The sequence below is a fragment of the Amycolatopsis sp. NPDC059021 genome (assembly GCF_042739895.1).
Lineage (GTDB): Bacteria > Actinomycetota > Actinomycetes > Mycobacteriales > Pseudonocardiaceae > Amycolatopsis.
On the sequence record NZ_JBHYIQ010000052.1, the window covers coordinates 42,791 to 68,702 of the forward strand.

The 25,912-nt window shown below is 69.6% G+C and carries 23 protein-coding genes and 1 other RNA gene; 20 read left to right on the forward strand and 4 right to left on the reverse strand.

Going from position 1 to position 25,912, the window contains the following annotated elements; translation table 11 throughout:
* Positions 1-15 precede the first annotated feature (15 nt).
* The 5 genes from ACFWX1_RS27770 to ffs all read left to right on the forward strand — a co-directional run bounded on the left by ACFWX1_RS27770 (position 16) and on the right by ffs (position 4,287).
* Entirely contained in the window at positions 16-2,748 is a 2,733-nt protein-coding gene (locus tag ACFWX1_RS27770) for a nitrate- and nitrite sensing domain-containing protein (protein ID WP_378392139.1), read from the forward strand.
* Positions 2,745-3,179 carry a roadblock/LC7 domain-containing protein gene (locus tag ACFWX1_RS27775; RefSeq protein WP_378326899.1) on the forward strand — a complete coding sequence of 145 codons (435 nt, stop codon included), beginning with the start codon at positions 2,745-2,747 and terminating at the stop codon, positions 3,177-3,179. The genes ACFWX1_RS27770 and ACFWX1_RS27775 overlap by 4 nt, the downstream gene beginning before the upstream one ends.
* A gap of 20 nt (positions 3,180-3,199) precedes the next feature.
* A complete protein-coding gene (locus ACFWX1_RS27780; RefSeq protein ID WP_378392141.1) occupies positions 3,200-3,580 on the forward strand; it encodes a DUF742 domain-containing protein in 381 nt (126 codons plus the stop codon).
* A gap of 34 nt (positions 3,581-3,614) precedes the next feature.
* Positions 3,615-4,163, forward strand: a complete 549-nt coding sequence (locus tag ACFWX1_RS27785) for an ATP/GTP-binding protein (RefSeq protein WP_378392178.1) — start codon at positions 3,615-3,617, stop codon at positions 4,161-4,163.
* Between the two features lie 29 nt (positions 4,164-4,192).
* An RNA gene (gene ffs / locus ACFWX1_RS27790) (signal recognition particle sRNA small type) lies at positions 4,193-4,287 on the forward strand.
* A 244-nt stretch (positions 4,288-4,531) separates the two neighbouring features.
* On the opposite strand, the gene ACFWX1_RS27795 is transcribed toward ffs, so the two are convergent.
* Complete coding sequence (locus tag ACFWX1_RS27795; protein ID WP_378392143.1) at positions 4,532-6,169, reverse strand: FAD-dependent monooxygenase; 1,638 nt, start codon at positions 6,167-6,169, stop codon at positions 4,532-4,534.
* Between the two features lie 98 nt (positions 6,170-6,267).
* Here ACFWX1_RS27795 and ACFWX1_RS27800 point away from each other — a divergent pair, with 98 nt between their 5' ends.
* Positions 6,268-6,900, forward strand: a complete 633-nt coding sequence (locus ACFWX1_RS27800; RefSeq protein ID WP_378392145.1) for a TetR/AcrR family transcriptional regulator — start codon at positions 6,268-6,270, stop codon at positions 6,898-6,900.
* On the opposite strand, the gene ACFWX1_RS27805 is transcribed toward ACFWX1_RS27800, so the two are convergent.
* Positions 6,897-7,772: a spermidine synthase gene (locus ACFWX1_RS27805; RefSeq protein ID WP_378392147.1), complete on the reverse strand. Its 876-nt coding sequence runs from the start codon at positions 7,770-7,772 to the stop codon at positions 6,897-6,899. The two genes, ACFWX1_RS27800 and ACFWX1_RS27805, sit on opposite strands and share 4 nt — an antisense overlap.
* A gap of 44 nt (positions 7,773-7,816) precedes the next feature.
* On the opposite strand from ACFWX1_RS27805, the gene ACFWX1_RS27810 reads away from it, so the two are divergent.
* Entirely contained in the window at positions 7,817-9,958 is a 2,142-nt protein-coding gene (locus ACFWX1_RS27810; protein ID WP_378392149.1) for a DNA polymerase III subunit gamma and tau, read from the forward strand.
* Here ACFWX1_RS27810 and ACFWX1_RS27815 read toward each other — a convergent pair.
* Complete coding sequence (locus ACFWX1_RS27815) at positions 9,946-10,737, reverse strand: N-acetylmuramoyl-L-alanine amidase (protein WP_378392151.1); 792 nt, start codon at positions 10,735-10,737, stop codon at positions 9,946-9,948. The genes ACFWX1_RS27810 and ACFWX1_RS27815 overlap by 13 nt on opposite strands.
* A gap of 112 nt (positions 10,738-10,849) precedes the next feature.
* On the opposite strand from ACFWX1_RS27815, the gene ACFWX1_RS27820 reads away from it, so the two are divergent.
* Complete coding sequence (locus ACFWX1_RS27820; protein ID WP_378326889.1) at positions 10,850-11,209, forward strand: YbaB/EbfC family nucleoid-associated protein; 360 nt, start codon at positions 10,850-10,852, stop codon at positions 11,207-11,209.
* 7 nt (positions 11,210-11,216) lie between these two features.
* Positions 11,217-11,813: a recombination mediator RecR gene (recR, locus tag ACFWX1_RS27825; protein ID WP_378392153.1), complete on the forward strand. Its 597-nt coding sequence runs from the start codon at positions 11,217-11,219 to the stop codon at positions 11,811-11,813.
* A gap of 643 nt (positions 11,814-12,456) precedes the next feature.
* Here recR and ACFWX1_RS27830 read toward each other — a convergent pair.
* A complete protein-coding gene (locus ACFWX1_RS27830) occupies positions 12,457-13,566 on the reverse strand; it encodes a UDP-N-acetylglucosamine 2-epimerase (RefSeq protein ID WP_378392155.1) in 1,110 nt (369 codons plus the stop codon).
* A 64-nt stretch (positions 13,567-13,630) separates the two neighbouring features.
* Between ACFWX1_RS27830 and ACFWX1_RS27835 the strand changes: the two genes are divergently transcribed.
* The 11 genes from ACFWX1_RS27835 to ACFWX1_RS27885 all read left to right on the forward strand — a co-directional run bounded on the left by ACFWX1_RS27835 (position 13,631) and on the right by ACFWX1_RS27885 (position 25,860).
* Positions 13,631-14,647, forward strand: a complete 1,017-nt coding sequence (locus tag ACFWX1_RS27835) for a glycosyltransferase family 2 protein (RefSeq protein ID WP_378392157.1) — start codon at positions 13,631-13,633, stop codon at positions 14,645-14,647.
* Positions 14,644-15,966 carry a lipopolysaccharide biosynthesis protein gene (locus ACFWX1_RS27840; protein WP_378392159.1) on the forward strand — a complete coding sequence of 441 codons (1,323 nt, stop codon included), beginning with the start codon at positions 14,644-14,646 and terminating at the stop codon, positions 15,964-15,966. The genes ACFWX1_RS27835 and ACFWX1_RS27840 overlap by 4 nt, the downstream gene beginning before the upstream one ends.
* Before the next feature lie 69 nt (positions 15,967-16,035).
* Complete coding sequence (locus ACFWX1_RS27845; RefSeq protein ID WP_378392160.1) at positions 16,036-18,015, forward strand: DUF6541 family protein; 1,980 nt, start codon at positions 16,036-16,038, stop codon at positions 18,013-18,015.
* A 72-nt stretch (positions 18,016-18,087) separates the two neighbouring features.
* Entirely contained in the window at positions 18,088-18,789 is a 702-nt protein-coding gene (locus tag ACFWX1_RS27850) for a glycosyltransferase family 2 protein (RefSeq protein ID WP_378392180.1), read from the forward strand.
* A 16-nt stretch (positions 18,790-18,805) separates the two neighbouring features.
* Positions 18,806-19,261, forward strand: a complete 456-nt coding sequence (locus tag ACFWX1_RS27855; protein ID WP_378392162.1) for a DUF2304 domain-containing protein — start codon at positions 18,806-18,808, stop codon at positions 19,259-19,261.
* A 44-nt stretch (positions 19,262-19,305) separates the two neighbouring features.
* On the forward strand, positions 19,306-19,794 hold the full coding sequence (locus ACFWX1_RS27860; RefSeq protein ID WP_378392182.1) for a uridine kinase: 489 nt from the start codon (positions 19,306-19,308) through the stop codon (positions 19,792-19,794).
* A gap of 262 nt (positions 19,795-20,056) precedes the next feature.
* Positions 20,057-21,730 (forward strand): ABC transporter substrate-binding protein, encoded by a 1,674-nt coding sequence (locus ACFWX1_RS27865; RefSeq protein WP_378392164.1) that lies wholly within the window; start codon positions 20,057-20,059, stop codon positions 21,728-21,730.
* A gap of 88 nt (positions 21,731-21,818) precedes the next feature.
* Positions 21,819-22,820, forward strand: a complete 1,002-nt coding sequence (locus ACFWX1_RS27870; RefSeq protein WP_378392166.1) for an ABC transporter permease — start codon at positions 21,819-21,821, stop codon at positions 22,818-22,820.
* Positions 22,817-23,752, forward strand: coding sequence for an ABC transporter permease (locus ACFWX1_RS27875; RefSeq protein ID WP_378392168.1), 936 nt, complete (start codon positions 22,817-22,819; stop codon positions 23,750-23,752). Before ACFWX1_RS27870 ends, ACFWX1_RS27875 begins: the two co-directional genes overlap by 4 nt.
* 6 nt (positions 23,753-23,758) lie before the next feature.
* Complete coding sequence (locus ACFWX1_RS27880; RefSeq protein WP_378392170.1) at positions 23,759-24,754, forward strand: ABC transporter ATP-binding protein; 996 nt, start codon at positions 23,759-23,761, stop codon at positions 24,752-24,754.
* Complete coding sequence (locus ACFWX1_RS27885; RefSeq protein ID WP_378392172.1) at positions 24,751-25,860, forward strand: ABC transporter ATP-binding protein; 1,110 nt, start codon at positions 24,751-24,753, stop codon at positions 25,858-25,860. Before ACFWX1_RS27880 ends, ACFWX1_RS27885 begins: the two co-directional genes overlap by 4 nt.
* The last annotated feature ends 52 nt before the right edge of the window (positions 25,861-25,912 follow it).

Below are 25,912 nucleotides of genomic sequence, written 5' to 3' on the forward strand. Positions count from 1 at the left end.
CGGGATGGGGAAGGCATGAGGCACGGCAGGACGAAGCCGGGGCGCACGGCCCGGATTCGTGGCCGGTCCGGGGTGAAGAAGTTCCTGGGCAGGCTCGGGATCCGCGGCAAGCTGAACCTGCTCCTCCTGCCACCGCTGGCGGCGGTGCTGCTGGTCTCCGTCCCGTTCGTGGTGATGCAGGCGGGAAGCGCGCGATCGGCGGGGCAGACGGCGGACGTCGCACGGCAGGCCGAGCAGCTCGGCGGCCTCATCTGGCAGCTCCAGCGCGAACGGCTGCTCACCGCGGCCTACGTCGCGTCGCCGTCGGCAGGCGACGGCGACATGACGCGGCAACGCCGTACCGTCGATTCGACGGTCAACGAGGTGCGTGCCGCGCTCGGCCCGGACGCACCGGACGAACTCGCCGCGGCGCTGGTGCGGATCGGCTCGCTCCAGGAGCTGCGGCAGAACGCGGTGCGCCGCGGTGTTTCGCTGGACGGCGTCGCGCGTACCTACCACGCCGTCATCGGCGCGGTCATCGACTCGCTGCGGCTCACCGCCCAGACCACCGGCGACGCGGACGGCAACCGGCAGCTCTCCGCGCTCGAGGCGCTGCTGCGCGCGAACGAGGAGAACTCGTTGCGCGGTATGGCTTTGATCGTGTCCGCGGTGTCGCCGGAGGCGGGCCGGACCGTGCTCGGCGACGCCACGTTCCAGGGGCCGATCTTCACCGAACGGTTCGTCCAGCAGGCCGACGTCGCCCAGGCCGCGCTCGCGGTGAAGGTCGACCAGGGCGACGCCGCCCGCAAGATCGACGAACTCGCGGCCGCCGTGCCCGCCACGGGAAACCAGGCGAGGACCGAGTCGTACGTCGGTGACGTCCTCGCCACCGCGGACGGGCAGTCCAACCAGCGCAAGCACGCGCAGGACGAGGTGATCAGCCAGATCACCGCCGCGGCGTCCGCGCGTGCCGACGCCGCCACCCGTCTCGTGTGGGCGGTCGGTGCCGGTGCGGCCGTCCTTTTCGGACTGGTTGCGCTGCTCGCCATCGCGGTCAGCCGCTCGATCGCGGATCCGTTGCGCCGCTTGACCTCCGCCGCGACCTCGGTCGCCGACCTCGCCGACACCGAACTCGTGCGGGTCACCGACACCGAGGGCGACGAGGAACAGAAGCCGCAGCTCGCGACCATCGACGTCGCCTCTTCCGACGAACTCGGCAAGCTCGCCGAGGCGTTCAACCGCGTCCAGGCCACCGCGTCCAGTCTGGTCGAACGCCAGGCGCTGACCCGGCGCAACACCAGCCTGATGTTCGCCAACGTCGCCAAGCGCACCCAGAACCTGGTCGGCCGCCAGCTCGCGCTCGTCGACGAACTCGAACGCAACGAACAGGACGTCCGCCTGCTCGAACGGCTTTACCGGCTCGACCATTTGTCGACTCGCCTGCGGCGCAACGCGGACAACCTGCTCGTCGTGTCCGGCACCTCCGACGAGTCGCGGATCGCCGGGCCGATCGACCTGTCAACCGCGTTGCGCTCGGCGCTGGCGGAAATCGAGGACTACCAACGGGTTCACCTCAGCGTGGTGGCCGAGATCCTGCTGAACTCGGCGTTCGGCGCGGATCTCGTGCTGATCTGCGCCGAGCTGCTGGAGAACGCGACGTCGTTCTCGCCGCCGGGTTCGGTGGTCGAGGTCCGCACCGCGTTCGACGAGGACGGCTCGTGTGTCGTCAGCATCGTCGACCACGGGATCGGGATGACCAAGGAGCGGCTGGAGGAGGAAAACCGGCGGCTGGTGGAACGCGAACGGCTCGAACTCGCGCCGACGAGCGTGCTCGGCCTGTTCGTGGTCGGCAGGCTCGCGCGGCGGCACGCGCTCACCGTCGACCTCGCCGAGACACCGGGCAGCGGCGTGACCGCGCGGGTGCGGATCCCGCACTCGCTGTTCGCCCACCAGACGCCGAGGCCGTTGCCGACGACCGGAATCCCGGCGCCGATCGAGCCCGCGCCCGCCTCGGTGCCTACCCCGGCTCCCGCTCCCGTCGAACCGGTGCCCGTCGAGTCCGTCCACATCGAGCCCGGCCCGCTCGCGACGCCCACCGAGCTGCCGATGCCCGCGATTCCCGCGCTCGTCGTCCCGGCGGCCAGGCAGGCACAGGGATTCCGCTGGTTCCGGCAGACCGACCAGTCGGCGCCCGGCCACATTCCCTCGGTCGGTTCTCGGACGCAGAACGCCACACACAACGCCACGACGGTTCTCGACGAACCGGTCGTGGAGCAGCGCCGAGGCGGCCTTCGCCGCCGGGTCGCCGGGGCGCAGCTGCCCGGGGCCGCAGCGCCCGCACCCGCGGCGGCAAGCACGCCCCGGCACGACCCGGACGCCGCCCGCGACGCGCTCGACGGCTTCCAGGAAGGCTTCGCGAAGGCGGCCGTCGTCCCGGCGCCTGCTGCCCCGGCACCCGCGAAACACGCCGCGCCGAAGCCTGCCGCGCCACCAGCGCCCGCCGCACCCTCGCCGCCGACGATGACCGCACAACCGGCGCAACCGCTCGAACGCGGCGGGCTCATCCGCCGCGTGCCGGGAGCCCAGCTCGCTCCGGGCCTCCGGCAACAGGCCGCACCCCGCCGGCACGCGAAGCCGGTGACGTCGCCGTCCGGTGCCGCGTGGCCGCGACGCGACCCCGACGCGGAACGGGCGGCCTTCGACTCGTTCACCGCAGGTTTGGCCAAGGCCGCAGTACGGCCGGATCCGATGGAAGAGAGCACGAAATGACCACACCCGCACCCGGCGTCAGCGTTGAGGCCAAGAACTTCAACTGGCTGGTCAACCGGTTCGCCCAGAACACCGCTGGCGCGATCGCGGCCATCGCGGTGTCGGCCGACGGGCTGCTGATCGCGATGTCGTCGGAACTGGAACGGTCCAACGCCGACCGGCTCGCCGCCATCTCCTCGGCGATGCTCGGCCTCGCCAACGGCGTCTCCGACAGTCACCCGCTCGGCGCCCCGGACAAGGTCATCATCGAGCTGGAGCGGGGCTACCTGCTCGTCAGCACGATCAGCATCGGCTGCTCGCTCGGTGTCCTCGCCGGGAAGCAGTCCAGCCTGGGCACCATCGCGTACGAGATGGCGATGTTCGCCAACCGCGCCACCGAAGTGCTCACACCCGGGCTGATCGAGGAGCTCAAGAACACCGTCGGGATGTAGCGCGGATGAGGAGGATGTCCATGAACGGCGACGACGATCCGTCGCCCGGCTTGGAGGACACCGGGGTTTCCCTGCTGCGGCCCTACCTGCTGACCGCGGGCAGGGCCCAGCCTGTCGACCACACGCTGGAAATCGAGGCGCAGGTGCTGACCAGCAGGCTCGGCGCCGCCTCGCATCCCAAACTCACCTTCGAACGGCGCGAGATTGTCTCGCTGTGCCGCAAGACGATGTCGGTCGCGGAGATCGCGGCGTTGCTCGGCCTGCACATCGGGGTGGCGCGGGTGCTGGTGGCCGACCTCGCCGCGCTCGGCTACGTCGTCGTCCGAAGACCGGGCAACCACGTCTCTCACGATCTCGGGATGATCGAAAGGATCATTAGTGGACTCAACGCCATACGCTGACCCCGCGGGCGCCACCGCCCGCCCACCCGCCCCGGTGAAGATCGTCATCGCGGGCGGCTTCGGGGTCGGCAAGACGACGGCCGTGTCCGCCATCTCGGAGATCAAGCCACTGACCACCGAGGCCGCGATCACCTCGGTCGCCACCGGCGTCGACCGGACCGGGCACGTCCCGGCCAAGACCACGACCACCGTCGCGCTCGACTTCGGCTGCATCACCATCGACGAAGAGATCAAGCTGTACCTGTTCGGCACCCCCGGCCAGGACCGCTTCGGTTTCATGTGGCAGGACATCGTCAACGGGGCGCTCGGCGCGCTCGTCATCGTCGACACCCGGCGCATGGACGACTGCTACCCGGCCGTCGACTACTTCGAGAAGGCCGGGCTCCCGTTCGTCGTCGCCGTCAACATGTTCGACGGCGCGCTCGCCCACCAGCTCGACGACATCCGCTGGGCACTCGCCGTCGGCGAGGACGTCCCGATCATCACGTTCGACGCCCGGCAGAAGCTGTCCGTCCGCGACGCGCTGCTCGCCGTCCTGCACAACACGTTCAACCGGGCGCGCGCCGCGGCGGGTGCCCCGTAGGCCCCGCCCGGCGTACCGCTACACTGGGCGACGGACCCCGCGCGGCGTCCACCCTGTGAACCTCCCCAGGGCCGGAAGGCAGCAAGGATAAGCAGGCTCTGGCGGGTGTGCGGGGTCCCCTATACTCGTCGCTTCGCGACTTCGCTGAGGCCGCCCACCCGGGTGTCTACCCGGGGGGCCGAGCCCCCCGGACCCCCACGGTGCGGCAACTCCCGACCCAGCGTGGTCCCGGCCTTTCGGCCTCGGGCCTGGCGGCCCTGGCCTCTCTTGTGGTCACGTCCGACCGTGCGGTGCGGCTTCGGGCCTGGCGGCCCTGGCCTTCCTTTTGCCGTAGTCCGTGAATGCCACATTGAGGGAATCAGAGTCCCTCAATGTGGCATTGACGGACTATAGAGGGCCAGGATGCGGCGTAGGGCGTGGTGCAGGGCCTCTTGGGGGGTGTCGGGGAGGGTTGGGGAGCGCCAGGCTACGAAGCCGTCGGGGCGGATTAGGGTGGCGCCCGTCCTGGTCAGGCCGTAGGTGGGGGTGAAGCGGTGTTCCGGGTCTTGCAGGTCGGTGCCGATGTGGTGGACGTGCAGGGGCAGGGAGAGGGCGTTCGCTGTTGCCTTGGCTGCGGGGAGCCAGGCTTGGCCGTCCGGGGCTGCGAGCAGGGTGAAGGCGCCGGTGAAGAGGTCTATTGTGGACAGTTCGGTGTTTCCGCGGGTGAGGCGGACGTGGGGGGCGCGTAGGCCGGGGTGGCCGGTGAAGGTGGTGGGGTCCGCGACCGGAGCGAGCGGAGTGTCCGGGGTGGACGGTTCGGTCAGGATGGCTGGGGACGTGTAGCGGTAGCCGAAGGTCACGGCCAGGTCCTCGGCGGCCGAGACCTCCTCGGTGCTTCCCTGGTAGCGGAGGTGCAGTAGCCGGATCGACTGCTCGGCGGTGACTCGCGCGACCGGGCGGCGTTCCTGCTCGTAGGTGTCCAGCAGCGCCTCGTCCGCCTGGCCGTCGAGCACCGCGACGAGCTTCCAGGCGAGGTTGTGCGCGTCGGCGATCCCGGTGCTGGCGCCGTAGGAACCCGCGGGCGGCATGACGTGGGCCGCGTCGCCGGCGAAGAACACCCGTCCGTCGCGGAATCGGTGGGCGACCCAGGCGCCGCCGGTGCTGTGCGAGACCTTCTGACGCCATCCTGGCACCGGCGGTACGAGCGTGACGTCGAGATCCGGCTCCCCGACCGCGGTGCGGATCAGCTCGACGCAGTGTTGTTCGGTGAAGTCGTCCGGGTTTTCGCCCTTCGCCGGGTCGTACGGCATCCCCAGCATCCAGCGCCCGTGCTGGCGCATCGGCACGAGCACCGTGCCGGTCGCCGGCTGGTCGAGGTAGGCGAGCAGGAACCGGCGTCCGCGCAGCGCCTCGGTGAGGTCGGCGTCGAAGAGGCAGTACAGGACGTGACCCCGCGGGGCGAGTTCGTCGGCGCCGACACCGAGCCGTCCGCGGATGCCGGCGCGGTTGCCGTCCGCGGCGACCAGGTACTCGGCGTGAATGCGGTATTCGGCGTCGCCTTCGCGTACCAGGGCCGTCACGCCGTCGGGGCCGGAGTCGAGGGAGATCAGTTCGGTGCCGAAGCGCACGTCGGCGCCGCTGCGTTCGGCGTGGATGCGCAGAACGTCCTCCAGATCGTCCTGGTCGACGAGTCCCCAGTCCGCGGGGCTGAGGTCCGGCGGCGGCCGGAGCTGATCGAGCACCTCGACGCGGAAGCGTTCCTCGCCGGCGAGGGTGTCCGCGCCGATCATCCCCGGCAGTCCGGCGAGGATCGACGTGCGGGCACGGATGTCCTCCTCCAGGCCGAGAGCGCGGTAGATCTCCATCGTGCGCGGGTTGAACGCCCGCGCCTGCGGCATGATCGCCGTCGACGGGTGCCGCTCGACCAGGATCGGGCGGATTCCTTGTCTCGCAAGGAAAAGTGCGGTGGACAGGCCGGTGGTGCCGCCGCCGGCGACGAGGACGGCGGTCTGCTGGGGTTCGCTCATGTCTCCCATAATCAAGAGGCTGGTCGACTGTGTCAACTATCTGTTTGATTGAGTGATCTGGACAGGTGATAGTGCCAAGCGCGGGTATAGTCCCGGGCGTGTCCCCTTCGAAGGCCCGCAGGTCACCCAAGCCACAGGAACGGCAGCGCGATCCGGAGCGCACCAGGAAGCTCCTCCTGGACGCGGCGGCGGCCGAGTTCGCCCGGCACGGGTTCGCGGGCGCGCGGATCAGCGCGATCGCCGCGCGGGCCGGGGTAAACCAGCAGCTGATCTCGTACTACTTCGACGGCAAGGAAGGCCTCTACCAGGCACTTTCGGACAGCTGGTGGCAGTACGAGAGCGAGCTGGTGACCTCGGATATGAAGCCGTCCGAGGCGATCCGTCGGTACGCGCTGGAGGCGCTGAAGAATCCGGACGGCGTCCGGCTGTTCGCTTGGGGCGGCCTGGAGTACAGCGGTCCGCAGGACGACCCCGACCAGGTACGTCGCGCGGAGCGGATGCGGCACAGCGTCGACGGCATCCGTGCCCTGCAGGAATCCGGCCGGCTGCCCGCCGAGGTGGACCCGGCCTGCCTGATGATCATGCTGATGGCCGGGGCGATGGCGGTCACCTCGCTGCCGCACGTCATCGAGGGCGTCTGCGAGGTCGATCCCCGGTCACCCGAGTTCATTCGCCATTACGCCGATCAGGTCGCCCTCGTGACCCGGCTCCTCGGCCTCGATCCCGCTTAGAACAAGCCGAGGACGTCGTCGGGCGGCTCGGGTGCTTCCGCCGGCGCGTCGTCGAAGATCGGCGTGGCCTTGCCGCGGAGTTTGCGCAGTTCGGCGTCACTTACGCAGCGCGCGGGGAAGGCTGACGACGCGGTCCGGGCGGCCACCGCGGCGACCGGGAGATCGACGCGCGACGCGGCGAGCACGAGGTTGCCGAAGCGGCGGCCGCGCAGTACGGCGGGTTCGGCCAGCAGGAGAGTGTGCGGGAAGACCTCGGCGAGCGTCGCGATGAAGCGGCGTGCGAACGGTAGTCCGGGGCCGTCGGTGATGTTCGCGAGGTACGTCCCGGCCGGGCGCAGCACTCGTGCGACGTCCGCGGTGAACTCGACGGTCGCCAGGCCGCCTGCCAGTTTCGCGCTCTCGAAGGCGTCGGCGATGACGACGTCGGCGGTCGCGTCGCGGCGGCTGGCGACTCCGGCGCGGCCGTCCGAAACGCGGACTCGCAGGTTCGGCACCTTCAGCCCGAGTTGGGCGCGGACCAGGTCCACCAGCTCGCCGTCCGCGTCGAAGACGTGCTGACGTGAGCCGGGCCGGGTCGCGGCGACGTACCGGGGCAGCGTGCACGCGGCGCCGCCGACGTGCAGGGCGTCGAGCGGGCCCGGCGCGAGGTGGTCGACGACGTCGGCGATCCGGCGGACGTAGTCGAACTCCAGGTTCGTCGGATCGTCGAGGTCGACGTACGACTGGGCCACGCCGTCGACCGACAGCATCCACGCGTTCGCGTTGTCGGCGTCCCGGAGCAGTTCCGCGATGCCGAAGCGAACGGGGTACTTGCCCGGGGTCGGATGGGCCTGCCGGGTGGGCCGGTTGCGGGCTGATCGGCCATGGCTCACCGGGCGAGCCTAGTTGTGTCGTCCCCTACCGGTACCCTCGCGGCGTGGCATTAGCGCTGTACCGCAAGTACCGTCCGGCGACCTTCGCCGAGGTCGTCGGTCAGGAGCATGTGACCGAACCCCTCCGCACCGCGCTCGCCGCGGGCCGCATCAACCACGCGTACCTGTTCTCCGGTCCGCGCGGCTGCGGCAAGACGTCGAGCGCGCGCATCATGGCGCGCTCGCTGAACTGCGCCGAGGGGCCGACACCCGATCCGTGCGGGAAATGCAATTCCTGCAAGGCGCTCGCGCCGGAAGGGCCGGGCAGTGTCGACGTCACCGAGCTCGACGCCGCCAGTCACGGTGGTGTCGACGACGCGCGTGAGCTGCGGGACAAGGCCTTCTACGCGCCCGCCGAATCGCGCTATCGCGTGTTCATCATCGACGAGGCGCACATGGTCACCACGCAGGGCTTCAACGCGCTGCTGAAGATCGTGGAAGAGCCGCCGGAACACCTGATCTTCATCTTCGCCACGACCGAGCCGGACAAGGTGCTCACCACCATCCGCTCGCGGACGCACCACTACCCGTTCCGGCTGATCCCGCCGAGCTCGATGCGTGCGTTGCTGGAGCGCAACGTCGCGGCCGAGGGCGCGCAGGTCGAGCCGGCGGTGTACCCGCTGGTCGTCCGCGCGGGCGGCGGCTCGGCGCGGGACACGCAGTCGGTGCTGGACCAGCTGCTCGCCGGGGCCGGGCCGGACGGTGTCACCTACTCCCGTGCGGTCGCGCTGCTCGGGGTCACCGACGTCGCCCTGATCGACGACATGGTCGACGCGCTGGCCGCCGAGGACGCGGCCACCGTGTTCTCCACGGTGGAGAAGCTCGCCGACGCCGGGCACGACCCGCGCCGGTTCGCGACCGACCTGCTCGACAGGCTGCGTGACCTGGTGCTGATGCGCTCGGTGCCGGACGCCGCCTCGCGGGGCCTGGTGTCCGCGCCGGACGACGAGCTCAAGCGGATGGACGAGCAGGCGCAGCGCGTCGGCCTCGCCACGCTGTCCCGCTACGCCGACATTGTCCACAATGGACTTCTGGAGATGCGCGGCGCGACCTCGCCGCGCATGGTGCTCGAACTGCTGTGCGCGCGGATGCTGCTGCCTTCGGTCACCGACGCGGAGAAGGCGTTGCTGGCCAGGATCGAGCGGCTCGAACGCCGGGGGCCGGCCGCCGGTGGCGGTGGGGACGCGGGTGCCGAGGCGCCGGTGCGTACCGCGCCGGAGCGCGAGTTCCAGCGTCCGTCCCAGCGCGCGGCCGCACCGGCCCAGCCCGCGGCCCCGGCACCGCAGGCCGTCGCGCCCGCGGCCCCGGCTCGTCCGGCGCCAGAGCCCGCTCCCGCGCCGCAGGCGGCTCCCGCGCCGGAGCGGTCGTTCACCCGGCCCTCGGCGGCACCCGCTGCCGAGCAGGCTCCGCCTGCTCCCGCTCCCGCGAGTGCGGCGCCGTCGCGGCCCGCGGCACAGCCGGAACCACGCGCGGCCGAACCCGCTGCCGCCCCGCCCGCCGAGTCCGTCGCGCCGGCGGAGTCCGGCGGCCTGGATGCCGCGGCCTTGCGCAACGCCTGGCCACAGCTGCTGGCGGCGCTGCGTCAGGTCCCCGGCGGGCGCAGCCTCGAGGCGATGCTGACGCAGGCCACCGTGGTCGGCGTCGAGGGCTCGGTCGTCACGTTGACGCACAAGTCCGAGCCGCTCGCCCGGCGGCTGTCCGATCAGGCCAACGCGCAGAAGATCGCCGGGGCACTGAAGACCGTCGTCCCCGGCGACTGGCAGGTGCGGTGCGTGCACGGTGCCGCCGCCGCGGCGGCGCCCGCCCGGCCCGCGGCGCAACCTGCGCAGCAGGCCGCCCCCGCACCGGAGCGGTCGTTCACGCGGCCATCGGCGGCCGCCGCATCCGCGCCCGCCGAGCAGGCCCGTCCCGCCCCGAGCCGTCCCGCGCCGGAGCCCGCCGCGCCGTCACGGCCGAAGGTGGCGACCTCCGAGCCCGACATCCCGCTCCCGCCGGAGCCGATGGAGGACGACGAGGAGCTCTACTCGGAGGACGCGAGCCCGGCGCCGCCCGCGCCGCCACCGCCGCCAGAGGAGGACCCGCACGACATCGCGCACAAGCTGATCTCCGACCATCTCGGGGCCCGGCCCCTCGATCAGCCGAGGTAGGCCTCGATGGCGGCGGCGATCGCCGTGGCGTAGCGCTGACGTCCGGTCGCGCTCGTCATCGCGGCCGCTTCGTTGGCGTCACGCATGTTCCCGCATTCGACGAGCACGGCCGGGCGGGTCGAGAGGTTCAGGCCCGCCAGGTCGTCACGTGGTGCAAGGCCCTCGGCGCCGAGGTAGTTGGCGGTGCTGAAACCCTTGTCCCGCAAGGTGTTCCGCACTGTTCGTGCGAGTTTCGCCGCGGGTTCACCCTGCGCGTCGTTCAGCGGTGGCGACGAATACGCCACGTGAAAGCCGTGCGCGCCAGCGGAATTCGAACCGTCGGCGTGGATCGACACGACCGCGTCGGCGTTCGCGTCGTTGCCGGTCGCGGCTCGCTGGTCCACGCACGGTCCGGCGCCGGAGTCGTCCTGGCGGGTGTAGACGACCTTGATTCCCTTGGCTCCCAAGGCGGTGCCGACCCGCTGCGCGACGTCCCAGGTGAACGCGTGCTCGGGATAGCCCGCGTTCGTCGAGGTTCCCGTGGTGTTGCACGGTTTCGTCCTGCCGCGCCCCGCGGGCACCAGGCGGTTGATCTCGGCGAGATGTGCGGCGCTGCCGCCGTTGTGCCCGGGATCGAGCACCACGACTCGCTCCGGCGGCGCCGATGTCGTCGTGGTCGCCGGTGTGCTGGGTGACGTCTTCGGTGCGGGTGGCGCGGCGACGTCGCCGGTTCCGCAGGCGCCCAGCAGCAGGCACGAGACCAGCAGCGGAGAAGTCACGCGGTGTCGCACGGCGACCACGGTGCCACAGCGGATCCGCTTCGCCGGTCAAGACACCCTGGGCGGCCTCGACCGGGGGCCCCGCGGACGCGGCTACCCTGGGAGGACACAGACAGAGAGGATCGGGCGGATCATGGTGCAACCCGGCGGCGGCTTCGACCTGTCGCAGATCATGCAGCAGGCTCAGCAGATGCAGCAGAAGCTGGTCGAAGCGCAGGACGAGCTGGCCAAGACCGAGGTCACCGGTACCTCGGGCGGCGGGCTGGTCACCGCGACCGTGTCCGGCGACGGTCAGCTCAAGACGCTGGCGATCGACCCCAAGGTGGTGGACCCGGACGACGTGGAGACGCTGTCGGACCTGGTCGTCGCCGCGGTGCGGGACGCGTCGGCCAGCGCGCAGAAACTCACCGAGCAGAAGCTGGGCCCGCTCGCGGGCGGCCTCGGCGGCGGTGGCGGTATGCCGGACCTCGGCGCCCTCGGCTTCGGCGGCTGACAGCCCGGTGTACGAAGGTGTCGTCCAGGACCTGATCGACGAACTCGGCAGGCTGCCGGGGGTCGGGCCCAAGAGCGCGCAGCGCATCGCCTTCCACCTGCTGGCGACCGATCCCGCCGACATCGCGCGGCTGCAGGACGTGCTCGGCAAGGTCAAGGAGGGCGTGCAGTTCTGCGAGATCTGCGGCAACGTCTCCGAGCAGGCGACCTGCCGCATCTGCCGTGACGCGCGGCGCGACCTCAGCGTCATCTGCGTCGTGGAGGAACCCAAGGACGTGCTCGCGGTCGAGCGCACCCGCGAGTTCAAGGGCCGCTACCACGTGCTCGGCGGGGCGCTCGACCCGCTGTCGGGGATCGGCCCGGAGCAGCTGCGCATGCGTGAGCTGCTGGCCCGCATCGGCGAGGCGGACGTCACCGAGGTGATCATCGCGACCGACCCGAACACCGAGGGCGAGGCCACCGCGACGTATCTCGTGCGCATGCTGCGGGACTTCCCCGGCCTATCGGTGACGCGGCTCGCGTCGGGCCTGCCCATGGGCGGCGACCTCGAATTCGCCGACGAGCTGACCCTGGGCCGCGCCCTCTCCGGCCGCCGCGCGCTCTAGTTTTGGTCCGTGGGGGCCTCCTTGAGGGACTCTGGGTCCCGCAAGGAGGCCCCCACGGACTTTTCGCGTGCGGGTGGCGCCGGGCCGGGTGTCGCGAACGGAGCGTTCGGGACGCTCTACGTCGCGAACGGAGCGTTCGGGACAGGCTCTTCCCCGGCGGCCCCCGAGCGCGTCGCGAACGCTCCGATGGGGACGTTCACCGTCTCGAACGCGTCGTTCGGGACGTCTCGACCTCGCTGGTGGCGTCCCTCAGCACCCGGCCCGCCTCGCCGCCGCTAGGGGACCTTGGCCGGCCCGGGGGCGTGGGTCCGTGAATGCCACATTCACGGACCCAGAGTCCCTCAATGTGGCATTCACGGACCCGGAACGCACTCCCCGGCGAGGTGTCCACAACCACCCCGGCCATCCACAGATTCGCCGAACACCCCCTCCGCACACCCCCACGGCGATACGATGGTTGCAGGGGTGCCCCCGGGAGGGTGGGGGTATGCCTAGGGTATCCGGACCCCGAAGCGTCCACTGTGGACACAGCCGCAAACGCGGAAACAACGAAACGCCGCCGCCACCCACACACCGATGCCGTCAAGGCCACCTTGCGGGCATCAGACGCCCGTAAGGTGGCCTTGACGGCAAAGCCGGGGACTCAGCAGTAGCCCAGCTGCGCCAGGGTGTTCACGACGATCTCCGACGGGTGGTACTTGTCCATCCAGGATTCGCCGCGCCGGTTCTGGTAGGTGTCCAGGAAGTTCTGCAGCTTGTCCCCGCGCATCTCGGTCAGCACGACCGTCTCGCCGAGGTGCTGCGGCGTCTCGGTGCGTTCGCGGTGCACGGCACACGGCAGGCCGAGGTAGTAGCACTCGGCCGAAAGGCCGCCGGAGTCGGTGACGACGTACTCGGCGCGGGCCACCAGCGGCAGGAACTTCAGGTACCGCATCTTCGGCTGGACGATGAACTGGTCGTCGAAGATGTTCCCGATGCCCAGCGCGCGGATCTTCTCGCGCTCCGGCGCCCCGGCCATGTACAGGATCGGCATCTTGCGGCTCTGCTCGCGCAGGATCTCCAGCGCCTCGCGGTACTTGTCCGGCCGCGACACCAGCTCGAAGCGGTGCAGCGTGGCGAGGCCGAACTTCTCCGGCAGGTTCGGCACGTCCAGCGGTTGGTTGATCGCCAGCCGCATCGCGTCGATCGCGGTGTTGGCCTCGGTGTCGACGACGACGCCGCGGGCGTTGCGCAGGTTGTTCACCTCACGCGCGCTCGGCGCGAAGTGGATGTCGACGATCTTCGCCGCGATCTTGCGGTTCAGCTCCTCGGGCAGCGGGGACAGGATGCTGCCCGACCGCGCGCCCGCCTCGACGTGCCCGACGCGCGACTTCAGGATCCGCTTCCCGATCAGCGAGCCGTACGGCGTGGTGAACGTGTCGCCGTGGACCAGCACCAGCGGCGGACGGCCGTCCTCGGTCAGCGCGGCACGCAGCTCGGCGCGGCGGCTCCACGCGGTGCGCAGCACCTGCGCGGCCCAGCCCGGCACCTGCGCGGGCGACTCGAGGTTGTGCGCCTTGTCCTGCGGCACCAGCCAGACGTCCGGTTCCGGCATGTTCAGATCGGCGAGCACGTCGGCGACCTCGTCCACGTGCTGCGCGGTGAACCAGATCTTCGGCCGCATGCCGCGTTCGGCGATCCCGTGGTAGACGGGCGCGATCTTGATCAGTTCCGCGGTGGTGCCGAGAATGAAGGAAATCACCGGAGGGCCCATTTCTGGTCGGGTGTTGCGGTGCCCGAAGGATACTGGTCCCCCGTTATCGCGTAGCCTCGGCCCGGTGAGTGCCCACACGCTCCTCCCGAAGCTGTCGGTCGTCATCCCGGTCTACAACGAGCAGGACTGGATCGCCGAGAGCGTCGGCGCCCTGGTTGCCTCAGCACAGGCCGCGCAGTGGCCGGCCGAGGTCGTCGTGGTGGACGACGGCAGTACCGACGCCACCCCGGAAAGGCTCGACGACCTGCGCGAACGGTACGGCATCACGGTGCTGTCGCAGCCGAACGGCGGGCGCTTCGAGGCGCGCCGGGCGGGGATCGCGAAGGCCTCCGGCGAGCACATCCTGCTGCTCGACAGCCGCGTGATCGTGGACATCGGCTCGCTCACCTTCCTGCGCGACCAGCTCCGCGAGCATCCGGACAGGCTGGTCTGGAACGGCCACATCAACGTCGCCTCCGAACACAATCCTTACGCCGGTTTCATGGCGGGACTGGTCAAGATCCCGTGGCGCCGTTACTGCGCGAACCCGCGGCTGATGTCGTTCGGAATCGAGGAATTCGACGTCTTCCCCAAGGGAACCGGATTCTTTTCCGCGCCGCGCAAGGTCCTCGAAGAGGCATCCGACGCCTTCGTCTCGCTTTTCGACGACGTGCGTTTCGCCAGTGACGACACCGGTGTCCTGCGCTGGATCGCCGAGCGCCACCGCATCCACCTCGCCCCGGAGTTCTCCGCGACCTACCACGGCCGGGACTCCTTCAAGAAGTTCGTCGCGCAGTCGTATTTCCGCGGCACCACGTTCGTCGACTCCTACCTCGCCTCGCCCGGCCCCGCCCGCAACGGCCTGTTCGCCGCGTTCGGCCTCGGCCTCCTCGGCCTCGGCGTCGCCGCCAAGCGGCCGAAGACCGCCGTCGCGCTCGCCGCCGCCGGTTCGGCCGCCGCGGGTGCCGCGGTGACCCGGTTCGGCGCGACCAAGGCGGAGGCCCGCGCGGTCGCCCAGCTCACCCCGGTGTTCGCCGCGGGCTTCGGGGCGGGTGCGATCCGTGGCCTGGTGATGGCCCTGCGTGCCCGGCTGCGCCGATGAGCACCGTGACCGACAACACCGACAGCACCGACAACAAGGCCGGCGTCGACGGCAGGACGCTCGCCAAGGACACCGGGAAGTCCGCCGGGAAAGTCGGCCTCTCCCTGCTGATCGCCATCGGCCTCGGCTACGTGCTGACACTCGTCATCGGCCGGTTGCTCAGCCCCGCCGACTACGGCGTGTTCAGCTCGTTCTGGGGCCTGCTGATGGGCCTCGGCAGCGCGCTCTCCCCGCTGGAGCAGGAAATCTCCCGCCAGTCCGCGGTCGCGGCGCTGGACGGGAAGAAGGCCGGGAAGTCGTCGATCAGGGCGATGACGATCGGCATGGTCATCGTCACCGCGATCGCCCTGCTCACGCTCGTCCCGATGATCGGCGACAGGGTCTACTCAGGACACACCGAACTGGCGATCATCGTGCTGTGCGGCGCCATTTCGTTCGCCTGCCAGTTCTCCGCACGTGGCCTGCTGATGGGGCACGACCGGATCAGGTCGTACTCCTGGCTGGTGATCGCCGAGGCGGTCGTCCGCATCGCCGGGCTCGGCGCGGTCGTCATCGCGGGCATCACCGGGCTGGTGCCGCTCGCCATCGCGGCCGCGCTCGGCTCGTTCGCCTGGCTGGTCTTCGCGCGCCCGGTCACCCAGCTGGTCGACCCGCATCTCGACGGCGAGGCCTGGCGCCCGCTCATCGGCCGGATCGTGCTGCTGCTCATCGGGTCCGGACTCGCCGCCGCGGTGATCGGCGGTTACCCGACGCTGATCAAGCTCCTGGCGCCCACCCCGGACGAGACGAAATTCGGGGTGCTGGCCGCCGCGCTGATGGTCGCGCGGGTGCCGCTGCTGCTGCTCTCCCCGCTGCAGGCGCTCGCGGTGCCCACCGCGGTCCGGCTGTCCAGCACCGCCGAGGGCATGCACCGGCTCCGGCGCATGCTCGCCGTCGGCACGCTGGGCACCCTCGTGCTCGCGGCGGTCGGCGCGCTGGTCGGCTTCCTGATCGGCCCGTGGCTCATCAAGCTCCTGTTCGGTGCCAATTTCGTGGCCGAGGCCTGGTGGATGACCGGCCTGGTCTGGGGCACCGTCCTGCTGACCGCGATGCAGCTCATGGCCGCCGTGCTCGTGGCGCGGACCCAGGCCAACAAGGTGCTGCTGACCTGGGCGTCGGTCACCCTGACGACGGCGCTGATCCTGCTGTTCTTCCCCGGCGACGCCATTCTTCGCGCGGTCGTCGGGCTGGGTGCCGGGCCGACCGTCGGGCTGGCCGTCGTGCTGGTGTTCGTGCTGCGGCGACCGGGCAACGCGAACGCCGCCGAGGCGTCCCGATAGTGTGGCCGCGGGTCTGCGCCGTCCGTGGGGACGGCGCGTAACGCTGGTGAAGTTGGGACAGCGAATTCGATGAATGTAGTTCTCGTTCTGCTCGCGTTCTGGCTGCCGGGCTTGGTGTTCGGCGCGGCGATCAGGCTGCGCGGCTGGACACTCGCCGCCGCCGCGCCGCTGCTGACGTTCGGGATCGTCGCGCTCGGCATCCCGGTGCTCGGCGGGCTCGGCATCCGCTGGAACATGCTCGACGTAGCACTGTGGACAGTCGTGCTGTCCGTCGTCGGCTTCGCACTGGCGTTCGCCGTGAACCGGTTCACCGCACGACGTCATCCGGAATGGGCCGAACAGGACGAGAACAGGCCGAAGCGCTCGCTGCGCGACCACGTCCTGATCGGGCTGGGCGTCCTGGCCGGCATGGCCGTCGGCACGGTCACCTTCCTGCGTGGCACCCACGCGATCGACCGCGTCCAGCAGGGCTGGGACGCGCCGTTCCACGGCAACCTCGTCCGCTGGATCGCCGAGCACGGTGACGCGCGGCCGTCCACCGTCGGCACGATCGCGAACGTCCCGAACGAGACCCACTACTTCTACCCGGACACCTACCACGCGCTGCTCGCCCTGGTCTTCGGCAAGGGCGGCCTGACGATGATGCCGACGCTGAACCTGGCGGTGCTGGCGGTCATCCTCACCGTGCCGCTGGGCGTCGCGGCGATGTGCAACACCTGGCGCATGCCCGCGATCGGCGTCGCCGCCGCGGCCGCCGTCACGACCTGGTTCACCTCGTTCCCGTACGACTCGCTGTGGCGCGGCCCGCTGTGGCCCTACGTCGCCGGTGTGGCGATGATCCCGGCGATGCTCGCGCTCGCGCGCCTGATCCTGGAGCCCCGCGGCATCGCGGGACCGGTCGCGATCGGCGTCGGCGTCGCGGGCCTGGCCGGGCTGCACACCAGCGTCGTCTTCGTCGTCATCCTGTACTTCCTGCTCATCCTGCTCGCGGTGATCTTCAAGTTCGAGAAGATCGATTGGCGGCGCTCGGCGGCTTCCCTGATCACGATGGTCGGGCTGGCCGTCGTGTTCGGCGTGCCCGTCGTGCTGCCCTCGCTGTACAACGTGGGTGGCGTCACGAGCGCGTGGTGGGCCTCCGAGGCCACCGTGACCGGCGGGATCGGGGAGACGATCACGTTCTCGCCGATGGCCGCGTTCCCGCAGTGGTGGATCGGCATCCCGGCGATCATCGGCATCTTCCTGATGGTCAAGCACCGCCGCATGCTGTGGATGGTGGCCGCGTACGTGCTGCTCGGCGGCCTCTTCGCGGCGACGGTGTCGCTGGAGACCAACCTCGTCCACACCCTGACCGGAATCTTCTACAACGACCACTGGCGCATCGCCGCGCTCGTCCCGCTGGCGGGCGCGGTCGCGGTCGGTGAGTTCGTGAACACCGGCGCGGAGAAGTTCGCGGGCTTCGTGGAACGGCGCAAGCCGAACTTCAAACCCGCGACGGCCGCGATCGTGGCCGCGGTGGTGATCGGCCTGGTCATGGCCGGGCTCAGCAAGGGCGCCTACATCGGACGCAACTCGTCGGCACTGGGCCGGAACTACGGCGACGGCCCCACGGTGTCCAAGAAGGAAGAAGAGGCGTACGCCTGGCTCGCCCAGCACGTCGCGCCCGGCGAGAAGGTGATGAACGACCGCAAGGACGGCTCGGTGTGGATGTACGCCCTCGCCGGTGTCACCCCGGTCGAATGGACGTTCTACGGCGCGCCGTTCGAGAGCACGGCCGGATTCCTGACGGTCTACCTCAACGACATCAACAAGAACCCCACGGTGCGTAAGGACCTCGCCGAGGAGAAGGTGCGGTACGTGGTGGTCGGCCGGGGCATGGTGACCCAGGACGAAAAGGACAAGCGCGCGGTCGGCCTGGAGCGGCTGGACAGCACGCCGGGGTTCAAGCGGGTCTTCCACAACGACGACGCCTCGGTCTACGAGATCGAGGGCATGCGCGACGTCGTCACGGCCGGGGCCGCGCCCGGGTCCGGAACTGCTCACGGCAAGTAAGAAGCTAGAGTGGACCTCGTGTCTGTGACAGCACCGGCGGCCTCCGTGACCAGCCGTCGCGTACTCATCGTGATGCCTGCCCTCAACGAGCAGGCCAGTGTCGGCGCTGTGATCGAGCAGGTGAAGAGGTCCCTGCCGGGCGCTGACCTGCTGGTCGTCGACGACGGATCGGTCGACGACACGGCCAAGCTGGCCAGGGCCGCCGGAGCGGACGTGGCCCGGCTGGCGGTCAACCTCGGCGTCGGCGGCGCGATGCGCACCGGCTTCCGGTACGCCGCAGCGCGCGACTACGACGTCGTCGTCCAGGTGGACGCGGACGGCCAGCACGACCCCGAAGAGGTCGCCGCCCTGCTGCGCGGGCTGGACGAGGCCGACATCGTCATCGGCTCGCGGTTCGCGGGCAAGGGTTCGTACAAGGCCAGCGGGCCGCGCAAGTACGCCATGGTCGCGCTGTCGATCGTGTTCTCCCGGCTCGCCCGCCGCAAGCTCACCGATGTCACGTCGGGGTTCAAGGCGATGGGCCCGAAGGCGATCAAGCTGTTCGCGTCCTATTACCCGGCCGAGTATCTCGGCGACACCGTGGAATCACTGGTGCTGGCCATCCGCGCGAAGCTCACCATCGCCGAGATCCCGGTGATCATGCGGGAGCGTGCCGCCGGCACACCCAGTCACTCGCCCATCAAATCGGCCGTCTACCTGAGCCGGGCCGGTCTCGCGTTGCTGCTGGCGCTGGTGCGCCGCCGCCCCGCGGTCGACTCGTCCGACTCGGCGTAAGAAGGAGGTCCCGTCCATGGACGGCTGGCGCATTCTCAGCATCGTCGTCGCGTGCCTGGTGCTGTTCGTCGTCCTCGAGATGATGCGCAGGCGCAAGCTGCGGGAGAAGTACGCGGGCGTGTGGCTCATCGTCTCCGTCGGCGTCGTCGTGCTCGCGGTCATCCCGCAGGCCGCGGAGTTCCTGGCGAAGATCACCGGCGTCAAGACGCCGTCGAACCTCGTCTTCCTGCTGGCCGGCGTCGTGCTGGCACTGGTCGCGCTGCATCTGTCCACCGAGGTCGGGCACCTGGAGGAAGAGGTCCGGACCTCCGTCGAGGAGATCGCGCTGCTGCGCTGCGAGCTCGAGGACACGAAGAAGGAGCTCGAGGGCCGGATCGCCGAGCTGGAGGCCAGGACGACGGCCCCGGACGACGTCAAGGGACTGCCCGAGGCGGACACCGTCGCCAAAGCGAGTTCGGTACGCGCGCGCTGATCGACGCGGTCCTCGCGGCACCACCGCGGCTCGGGAATGTGCGCCTGCTGGCTGTTGACGGCCCGTCAGGCGCGGGAAAGTCGACATTCGCGCGATCCATTGTCGAGGATTTCCGGGCACGGGAAGTGCCCGTTGTTCTCTTGAGCACCGACGAATTCGCCACCTGGAACGATCCGGTGGCCTGGTGGCCGCGGCTCTGCGAAGGCGTTTTAAAGCCCCTCTCCGCCGGTTCTCCCGGTGCTTACCGGCGGATGGAATGGCCGCCGGAAGGCCCCCGTCTCGGCGTCACGGTGACCGTTCCGCTACCCGAAGTACTGGTGCTGGAGGGCGTTTCCAGCGGGCGGAGTTCGGTGCGGCCGCTGCTGTCCCATCTGTGCTGGGTCGACGGCGGTGACGAGGCGGCGCGGCTGGCCCGCTCGGTCGCCAGGGACGGTCTGGACCACCGCGCTGACCTGCGGCGATGGCAGCTCTTCGAGCGTGGCTGGTTTGCCGTGGACGGTACGCGCGAGGCCGCCGACAGTCACGTGGACTGAACCACGTCCGGGCGAACCCTGATGCGTCCATTTGTGTCATTGGCTGTGCGCTCATTGCAGCAATCGTCCCGAAACCGCTACCTACCGTCAGGATTTACCAACGCATTGCGGTTATTTTGGCTGCTACGTAGCGCGATCGTAACCTCGCGTGCTTAAGTGCGGGGCGAGTTCCCGCTAGTGTCGGCGAACACACCGGCTGTCGGCTGAGTTTCTGACCGACCGGACGGTGACTAAACACCGAACATCTCCCAAGGGGTGTCAGATGCAGCAATGGCGGCTGACCCGAACGCGCCGTATTGCCCTGATCGGGCTGGCCGGCGCGGTCGCGGTCTCGTTGTCCGCGTGTGCAACGTCCAAACGAGACGAGGCCGCGGGAGGTGGTTCCGGCGGCACGATGATCTTCGGCAACGCGGGTAACCCGAAGATGCTGGACCCGACGTTCACCGACGAGGGTGAGACCTACCGCATCACCCGGCAGATGCTGGACACGCTGATCCAGAACAAGCCGGGCACCGCCGACCTCGAGCCCTCGCTTGCCGAGAAGTGGGAGCCCAGCAACGACGGCAAGACCTGGACGTTCACCCTCAAGAAGGGTGTCAAGTTCCACGACGGCACGCCCTTCAACGCGAAGGCGGTCTGCTTCAACTTCGACCGCTGGTACAACATGAAGGGCGATCTCGCCCAGAACGCGATGATCTACTACGGCGACGTCTTCGAGGGCTTCGCCAAGAACGAGGGCACCGCGACCGGTGACCCGGTCTACAAGTCGTGCGAGGCCAAGGACGACTCGACCGCGGTCCTCAACCTGAACAAGGCCAAGGGTGCCTTCCCCGCCGCCTTCACGCTGCCCGCGTTCGCGATCCAGAGCCCGGACGCGATCACGAAGCACAACGGCAACCAGGTCACCGGCTCCAGCGGTGCGCCCGTCTTCAGCGAGTACACCTCGAAGTTCGTCTCCGGTACCGGTCCGTTCAAGCTCGAGAGCTGGGACCAGGCCAAGGGTGAGGTCACCCTGGTCAAGGCCACCGACAGCCCGAGCCAGCAGGCGAAGCTGGACAAGCTGATCTTCAAGATCATCCCGGACGAGAACGCCCGCAAGCAGGCGCTGAAGGCCGGTGACGTCCAGGGCTACGACTTCCCGGCGCCCGCCGACTACGGCCTGCTGCGCAACGACGGCGAGCAGGTGCTCATCCGCCCGTCGTTCAACCTGCTCTACCTGGGCATCAACCAGTCCGGCAACCCGAAGCTGAAGGACCCGAAGGTCCGTCAGGCGCTGGCGTACGGCATCAACCGCGAGCAGTTCGTCAAGACCAAGCTGGCCGAGGGGTCCGAGGTCGCGACCGAGTTCGTGCCGAAGGTCATCTCCGGCTACACCGACGACGTCAAGAAGTACCCGTACGACAAGGAACAGGCCAAGAAGCTGCTGCAGGAGGCCGGCGCGACCGACCTCACGCTGAAGTTCTACTACCCGACCGAGGTCACCCGGCCGTACATGCCGAACCCGGCCGACACGTTCACCGCCATCTCCGAGGACCTGAAGGCGATCGGCGTCAAGGTCGAGCCGGTGGCCAAGCCGTGGAACGGTGGCTACAAGGAGGACGTGCAGCAGCTCGGCAAGCAGGACATCCACCTGCTGGGCTGGACCGGCGACTACAACGACGCCGGGAACTTCATCGGCACGTTCTTCGGCCGCAAGAAGAAGGAATTCGGTTTCGACAACGCCGAGCTGTTCAAGACGCTGGCCGACGCCGACGCGGCACCCGCGGGTGACGCGCACGCCAAGGCGTACCAGCAGGCGAACAAGGCGGTCATGGACTATCTTCCCGCCATCCCGATCGCCTACCCGGCGCCCGCCATCGTGGTCGGCCCGAAGGTGAAGGGCCTGGTGGCCAGCCCGCTGACCGACGAACGTTTCAACACCGTGAGCGTCGGCTGATCCCGACCGCATAGCGAGGGCCAAGGGGCAGGCGCGATCGCGCCCGCCCCTTGGCCCTGCTTCCCGGGCTGGCAACAAAGGAACGCACGTGCTCCGTTTCATCGTGCGTCGGCTGCTACAAGCGATCCCGACGCTCCTGCTTCTGTCCATTTTGGTCTTCGCCTGGCTCCGCTCGCTTCCCGGAGGACCCGCCTACGCGCTTCTCGGGGACAAGGCGACGCCGGAGAAGGTGGAACTCCTCAATCACTCCCTCGGCTTCGATCAGCCGATCTTCATCCAGTACTTCAAATTCCTCGGCCGGGCCGTCACCGGCGACTTCGGCGCTTCGCTCGTTTCCGCGCAGCCGGTCATGGGCGAGATCGGGCGCTTTCTTCCCGCGACCATCGAACTCGGCCTCACCGCGATGATTCTCGCGATCGTGCTGGGCATCCCGTTCGGCTATCTGTCCGCACGGTTCAAGGGCGGCGCGGTCGACAACATCATCGTCGTGCTCACCCTGGTCGGTGTCGCGGTGCCGGTGTTCTTCCTCGGCTACATGATGCAGGACGCGCTGGCCGCGCCGCTGGGACTTCCCTCCCAGGGACGGCAGACCGCGGGCCTCGACGCCACCAACGTCACCAACTTCGCTGTCCTGGACGGCATCCTGACCCAGGAATGGGACGCGATGTGGGACGCGATCAAACACCTGATCCTGCCCGCGTTCGCGCTGGCCACCATTCCGCTCGCGGTGATCACCCGGATCACCCGCGCCTCGGTGCTCGACGTGTTCAACGAGGACTTCATCCGCACCGCCAACTCCAAGGGCCTGACCCAGCCTGTGGTGCGGCGGCGGCACGTGCTGCGCAACGCCCTGCTCCCGGTGGTCACCACCATCGGCCTGCAGACCGGCGCGCTGCTCGGCGGCGCGGTGCTGACCGAGCGGGTGTTCAACATCCGCGGCCTCGGCTATCTGCTCGCCGAAGGCATCGAACGGCGTGACTATCCCCGGCTGCAGGCGCTGCTGCTGTTCGGCGCGCTGGTGTACGTGCTGGTGAACATGCTGGTCGATATCTCGTACGGGCTCATCGACCCGAGGGTGCGTGTGCGATGAACACTCTGCTGAACAAGAAGAAGGAGCCGATCGACAAGCTCGCGTCGGCCGCCGCGCGAGGGCACAGCCTCGGTGGCGAGGCGCTGCGGCGCATGCTGCGCAGCCCGGTGGCGATCACCGGCGGCGTGATCACCATCCTGTTCGTGCTGCTGGCGATCTTCGCGCCGCTGCTGGCGCCGAAGGACCCGCTCGCGCGGTCCCTGCAGGACAAGGTCAACATGGGCCGCGGCATCATCCCCGGCGCGATGCCGGGATATCCGCTCGGCGTGGACGACTTCGGCCGCGACTTCCTGTCCCGGCTGATCGTCGGTGCCCAGCAGACGTTGCTCGTCGGTGTCCTCGCGACGCTGATCGGCGTCGTCATCGGGATGATCCTCGGCGGGCTCGCGGGCGCCTTCGGCGGCTGGGTCGACACGCTGATCATGCGCATCGTCGACGTCATGCTGGCCTTCCCGTCACTGCTGCTGGCGATCTCGATCGCCGCGTTGTTCGCGAAACCGAGCCAGTGGACGGTCATTCTCGCCGTTTCGATGATCGGCGTGCCGATCTTCGCGCGGCTGCTGCGCGGTTCCATGCTCGCGCAGCGCACCAGCGATCACGTGCTCGCGGCGACGTCGCTCGGCGTGAAGCGCGGGGCGATCGTGCTCCGGCACATGCTGCCGAACTCGCTCGGCCCGGTCATCGTCCAGGCGACGCTGACGCTGGCGACGTCCATCATCGAGGCGGCGGCGCTGTCGTTCCTCGGTCTCGGCGACCCGGACCCGTCGAGGGCGGAATGGGGCCTGATGCTCGGCAAGGCCGCGCGTCAGTTCCTCGACATCCGCCCGGAGCTGGCGTACTACCCGGCCATCGCGATCATCGTGGTCGCGCTCGGGTTCACACTGCTCGGCGAATCGCTCCGGGAAGCCCTCGATCCGAAGAACAGGCGGTGATTTACCGTGGCACTCCTTGAAGTTCGCGACCTCAGCGTCGTATTCCAGCGCCGCGGCGAGCGGCCGTTCACCGCGGTGGACGGGGTGAGCTTCGACGTCGAACCCGGCCAGACCGTCGGGCTGGTCGGCGAGTCCGGCTGTGGCAAGTCGGTGACGTCGCTGGCGATCATGCGGTTGCTGGCCAAGCGCGGCAACAAGGTCAGCGGTTCGGTCTCCTTCGAGGGCACCGACCTGCTGACGTTGTCGGACAAGGAAATGCGGGACCGCCGCGGGCGGGATCTCGGCATGGTGTTCCAGGATCCGCTGTCCTCGCTGAACCCGGTCATCCCGATCGGGCTGCAGATCACCGAGGTGCTGGAACGCCACCGCGACATGCCGCGCAAGAAGGCGGCGATCGAGGCCGTCGAACTGCTGGACAAGGTCGGCATTCCCGACCCGTCCCGGCGGCTTTCCGAGTACCCGCACCAGCTTTCCGGCGGGATGCGGCAGCGCGCGCTGATCGCGATCGCGCTGGCGTGCCGTCCCCGGCTGCTCATCGCGGACGAACCGACGACCGCGCTGGACGTCACCATCCAGGCGCAGATCCTGGCGCTGCTGCGCGAACTCGTGCAGGACACCGGGACCGCGCTGATCATGATCACGCACGACCTCGGTGTCGTCGCCGGGCTCTGCGACGAGGTGAATGTGCTCTACGGCGGCAAGATCGTCGAGCGGGCGCCGCGTCATCAGCTCTTCGCCGAACCGCGGCATCCGTACACGCACGGCCTGCTCGCCTCCATCCCGCGGCTCGACGCGGGACGGGGCGAGAAGCTGGTCCCGATCAAGGGCTCGGTGGCCGACAACATCCCGTGGGACGGCGGTTGCGCGTTCGCGCCGCGCTGCCCGAACGCGCTGGCGGTGTGCCGTGAGACGTCGCCGCAGCTGGTGCCCGAAAACGGAGGCCTGCTGCGTTGTCACAACCCGGTGCGGCCGGCGGTGGCGGCCGGAGGAGGAGTCCGATGACCGAGTCGAACAGCGATGTGCTGCTTGAGGTCGACGACCTCAAGGTGCACTTCCCGATCAAGCGCGGCATCGTGATCGACCGGACGATCGGGCACGTCTACGCCGTCGACGGGGTCAGCCTGGCGATCCGGCGAGGCGAGACCTACGGCCTCGTCGGCGAATCCGGCTGCGGTAAGTCCACTTTGGGCAGAGCGATCCTCCGGCTGACCGAGCCGACCAGTGGCAGTGTCGTCTTCGACGGCACCGACGTCGCGAAGCTCAAGGGCGAGGCGCTGCGCAAGTCCCGCCGCCGGATGCAGATGATCTTCCAGGATCCACTGTCCAGTTTGGACCCTCGGCAGTCGGTGGAGTCCATTCTGCTCGAGGGCATGCGCGCACACGGCCTCGACAAGGACAAGGAAGCCACCGACCGGCGGCTGCGTGAGCTGCTGGCCGCGGTCGGCCTGCCGGAGACCGCGTTGCGGAAGTACCCGCACGAGTTCTCCGGCGGTCAGCGTCAGCGCATCGGCATCGCGCGGGCGCTCGCCGTCGAACCCGACCTCATCGTCGCCGACGAGCCGGTGTCCGCATTGGACGTTTCGGTGCAGGCGCAGGTGGTGAACCTCCTGGAGGATCTGCAGGAGGAGCTCGGCCTGACCTACGTGGTGATCGCGCACGACCTCGCGGTGGTGCGGCACATCTCCGACCGGATCGGCGTGATGTACCTCGGTTCCCTCGTCGAGGAAGCCGACGCGGACGCGCTGTACGAGAACCCGCTGCACCCGTACACGCGGGCGCTGCTCTCGGCGATCCCGGTGCCGGACCCGGCCGTGGAGGACAGCCGGGAGCAGATCCTGCTCGCCGGCGACCTGCCCTCCCCGGCGGCTCCGCCGAGCGGCTGCCGGTTCCACACCCGGTGCCCGTGGCGGCAGGAGAGCCTGTGCTCGACCGACCGCCCGGAACTGCGGGACATCGGCGGTCAGCGCGTCGCGTGTCACTACGCGGAGGACATCCGCGACGGGCGGATCACCCCGCACGAGGTCGAACCGGAGCTGGTCGAGCTGACCGGCGCGCTCAACCCCGACCTCGGCCCGCCCGACGTCGGCACCGCCGCCGAAATCCTCTGACCGGTGCCCAGCGGTCCGTGGGGGCCACATCGAGGGACCGTGTGTCCCTCGT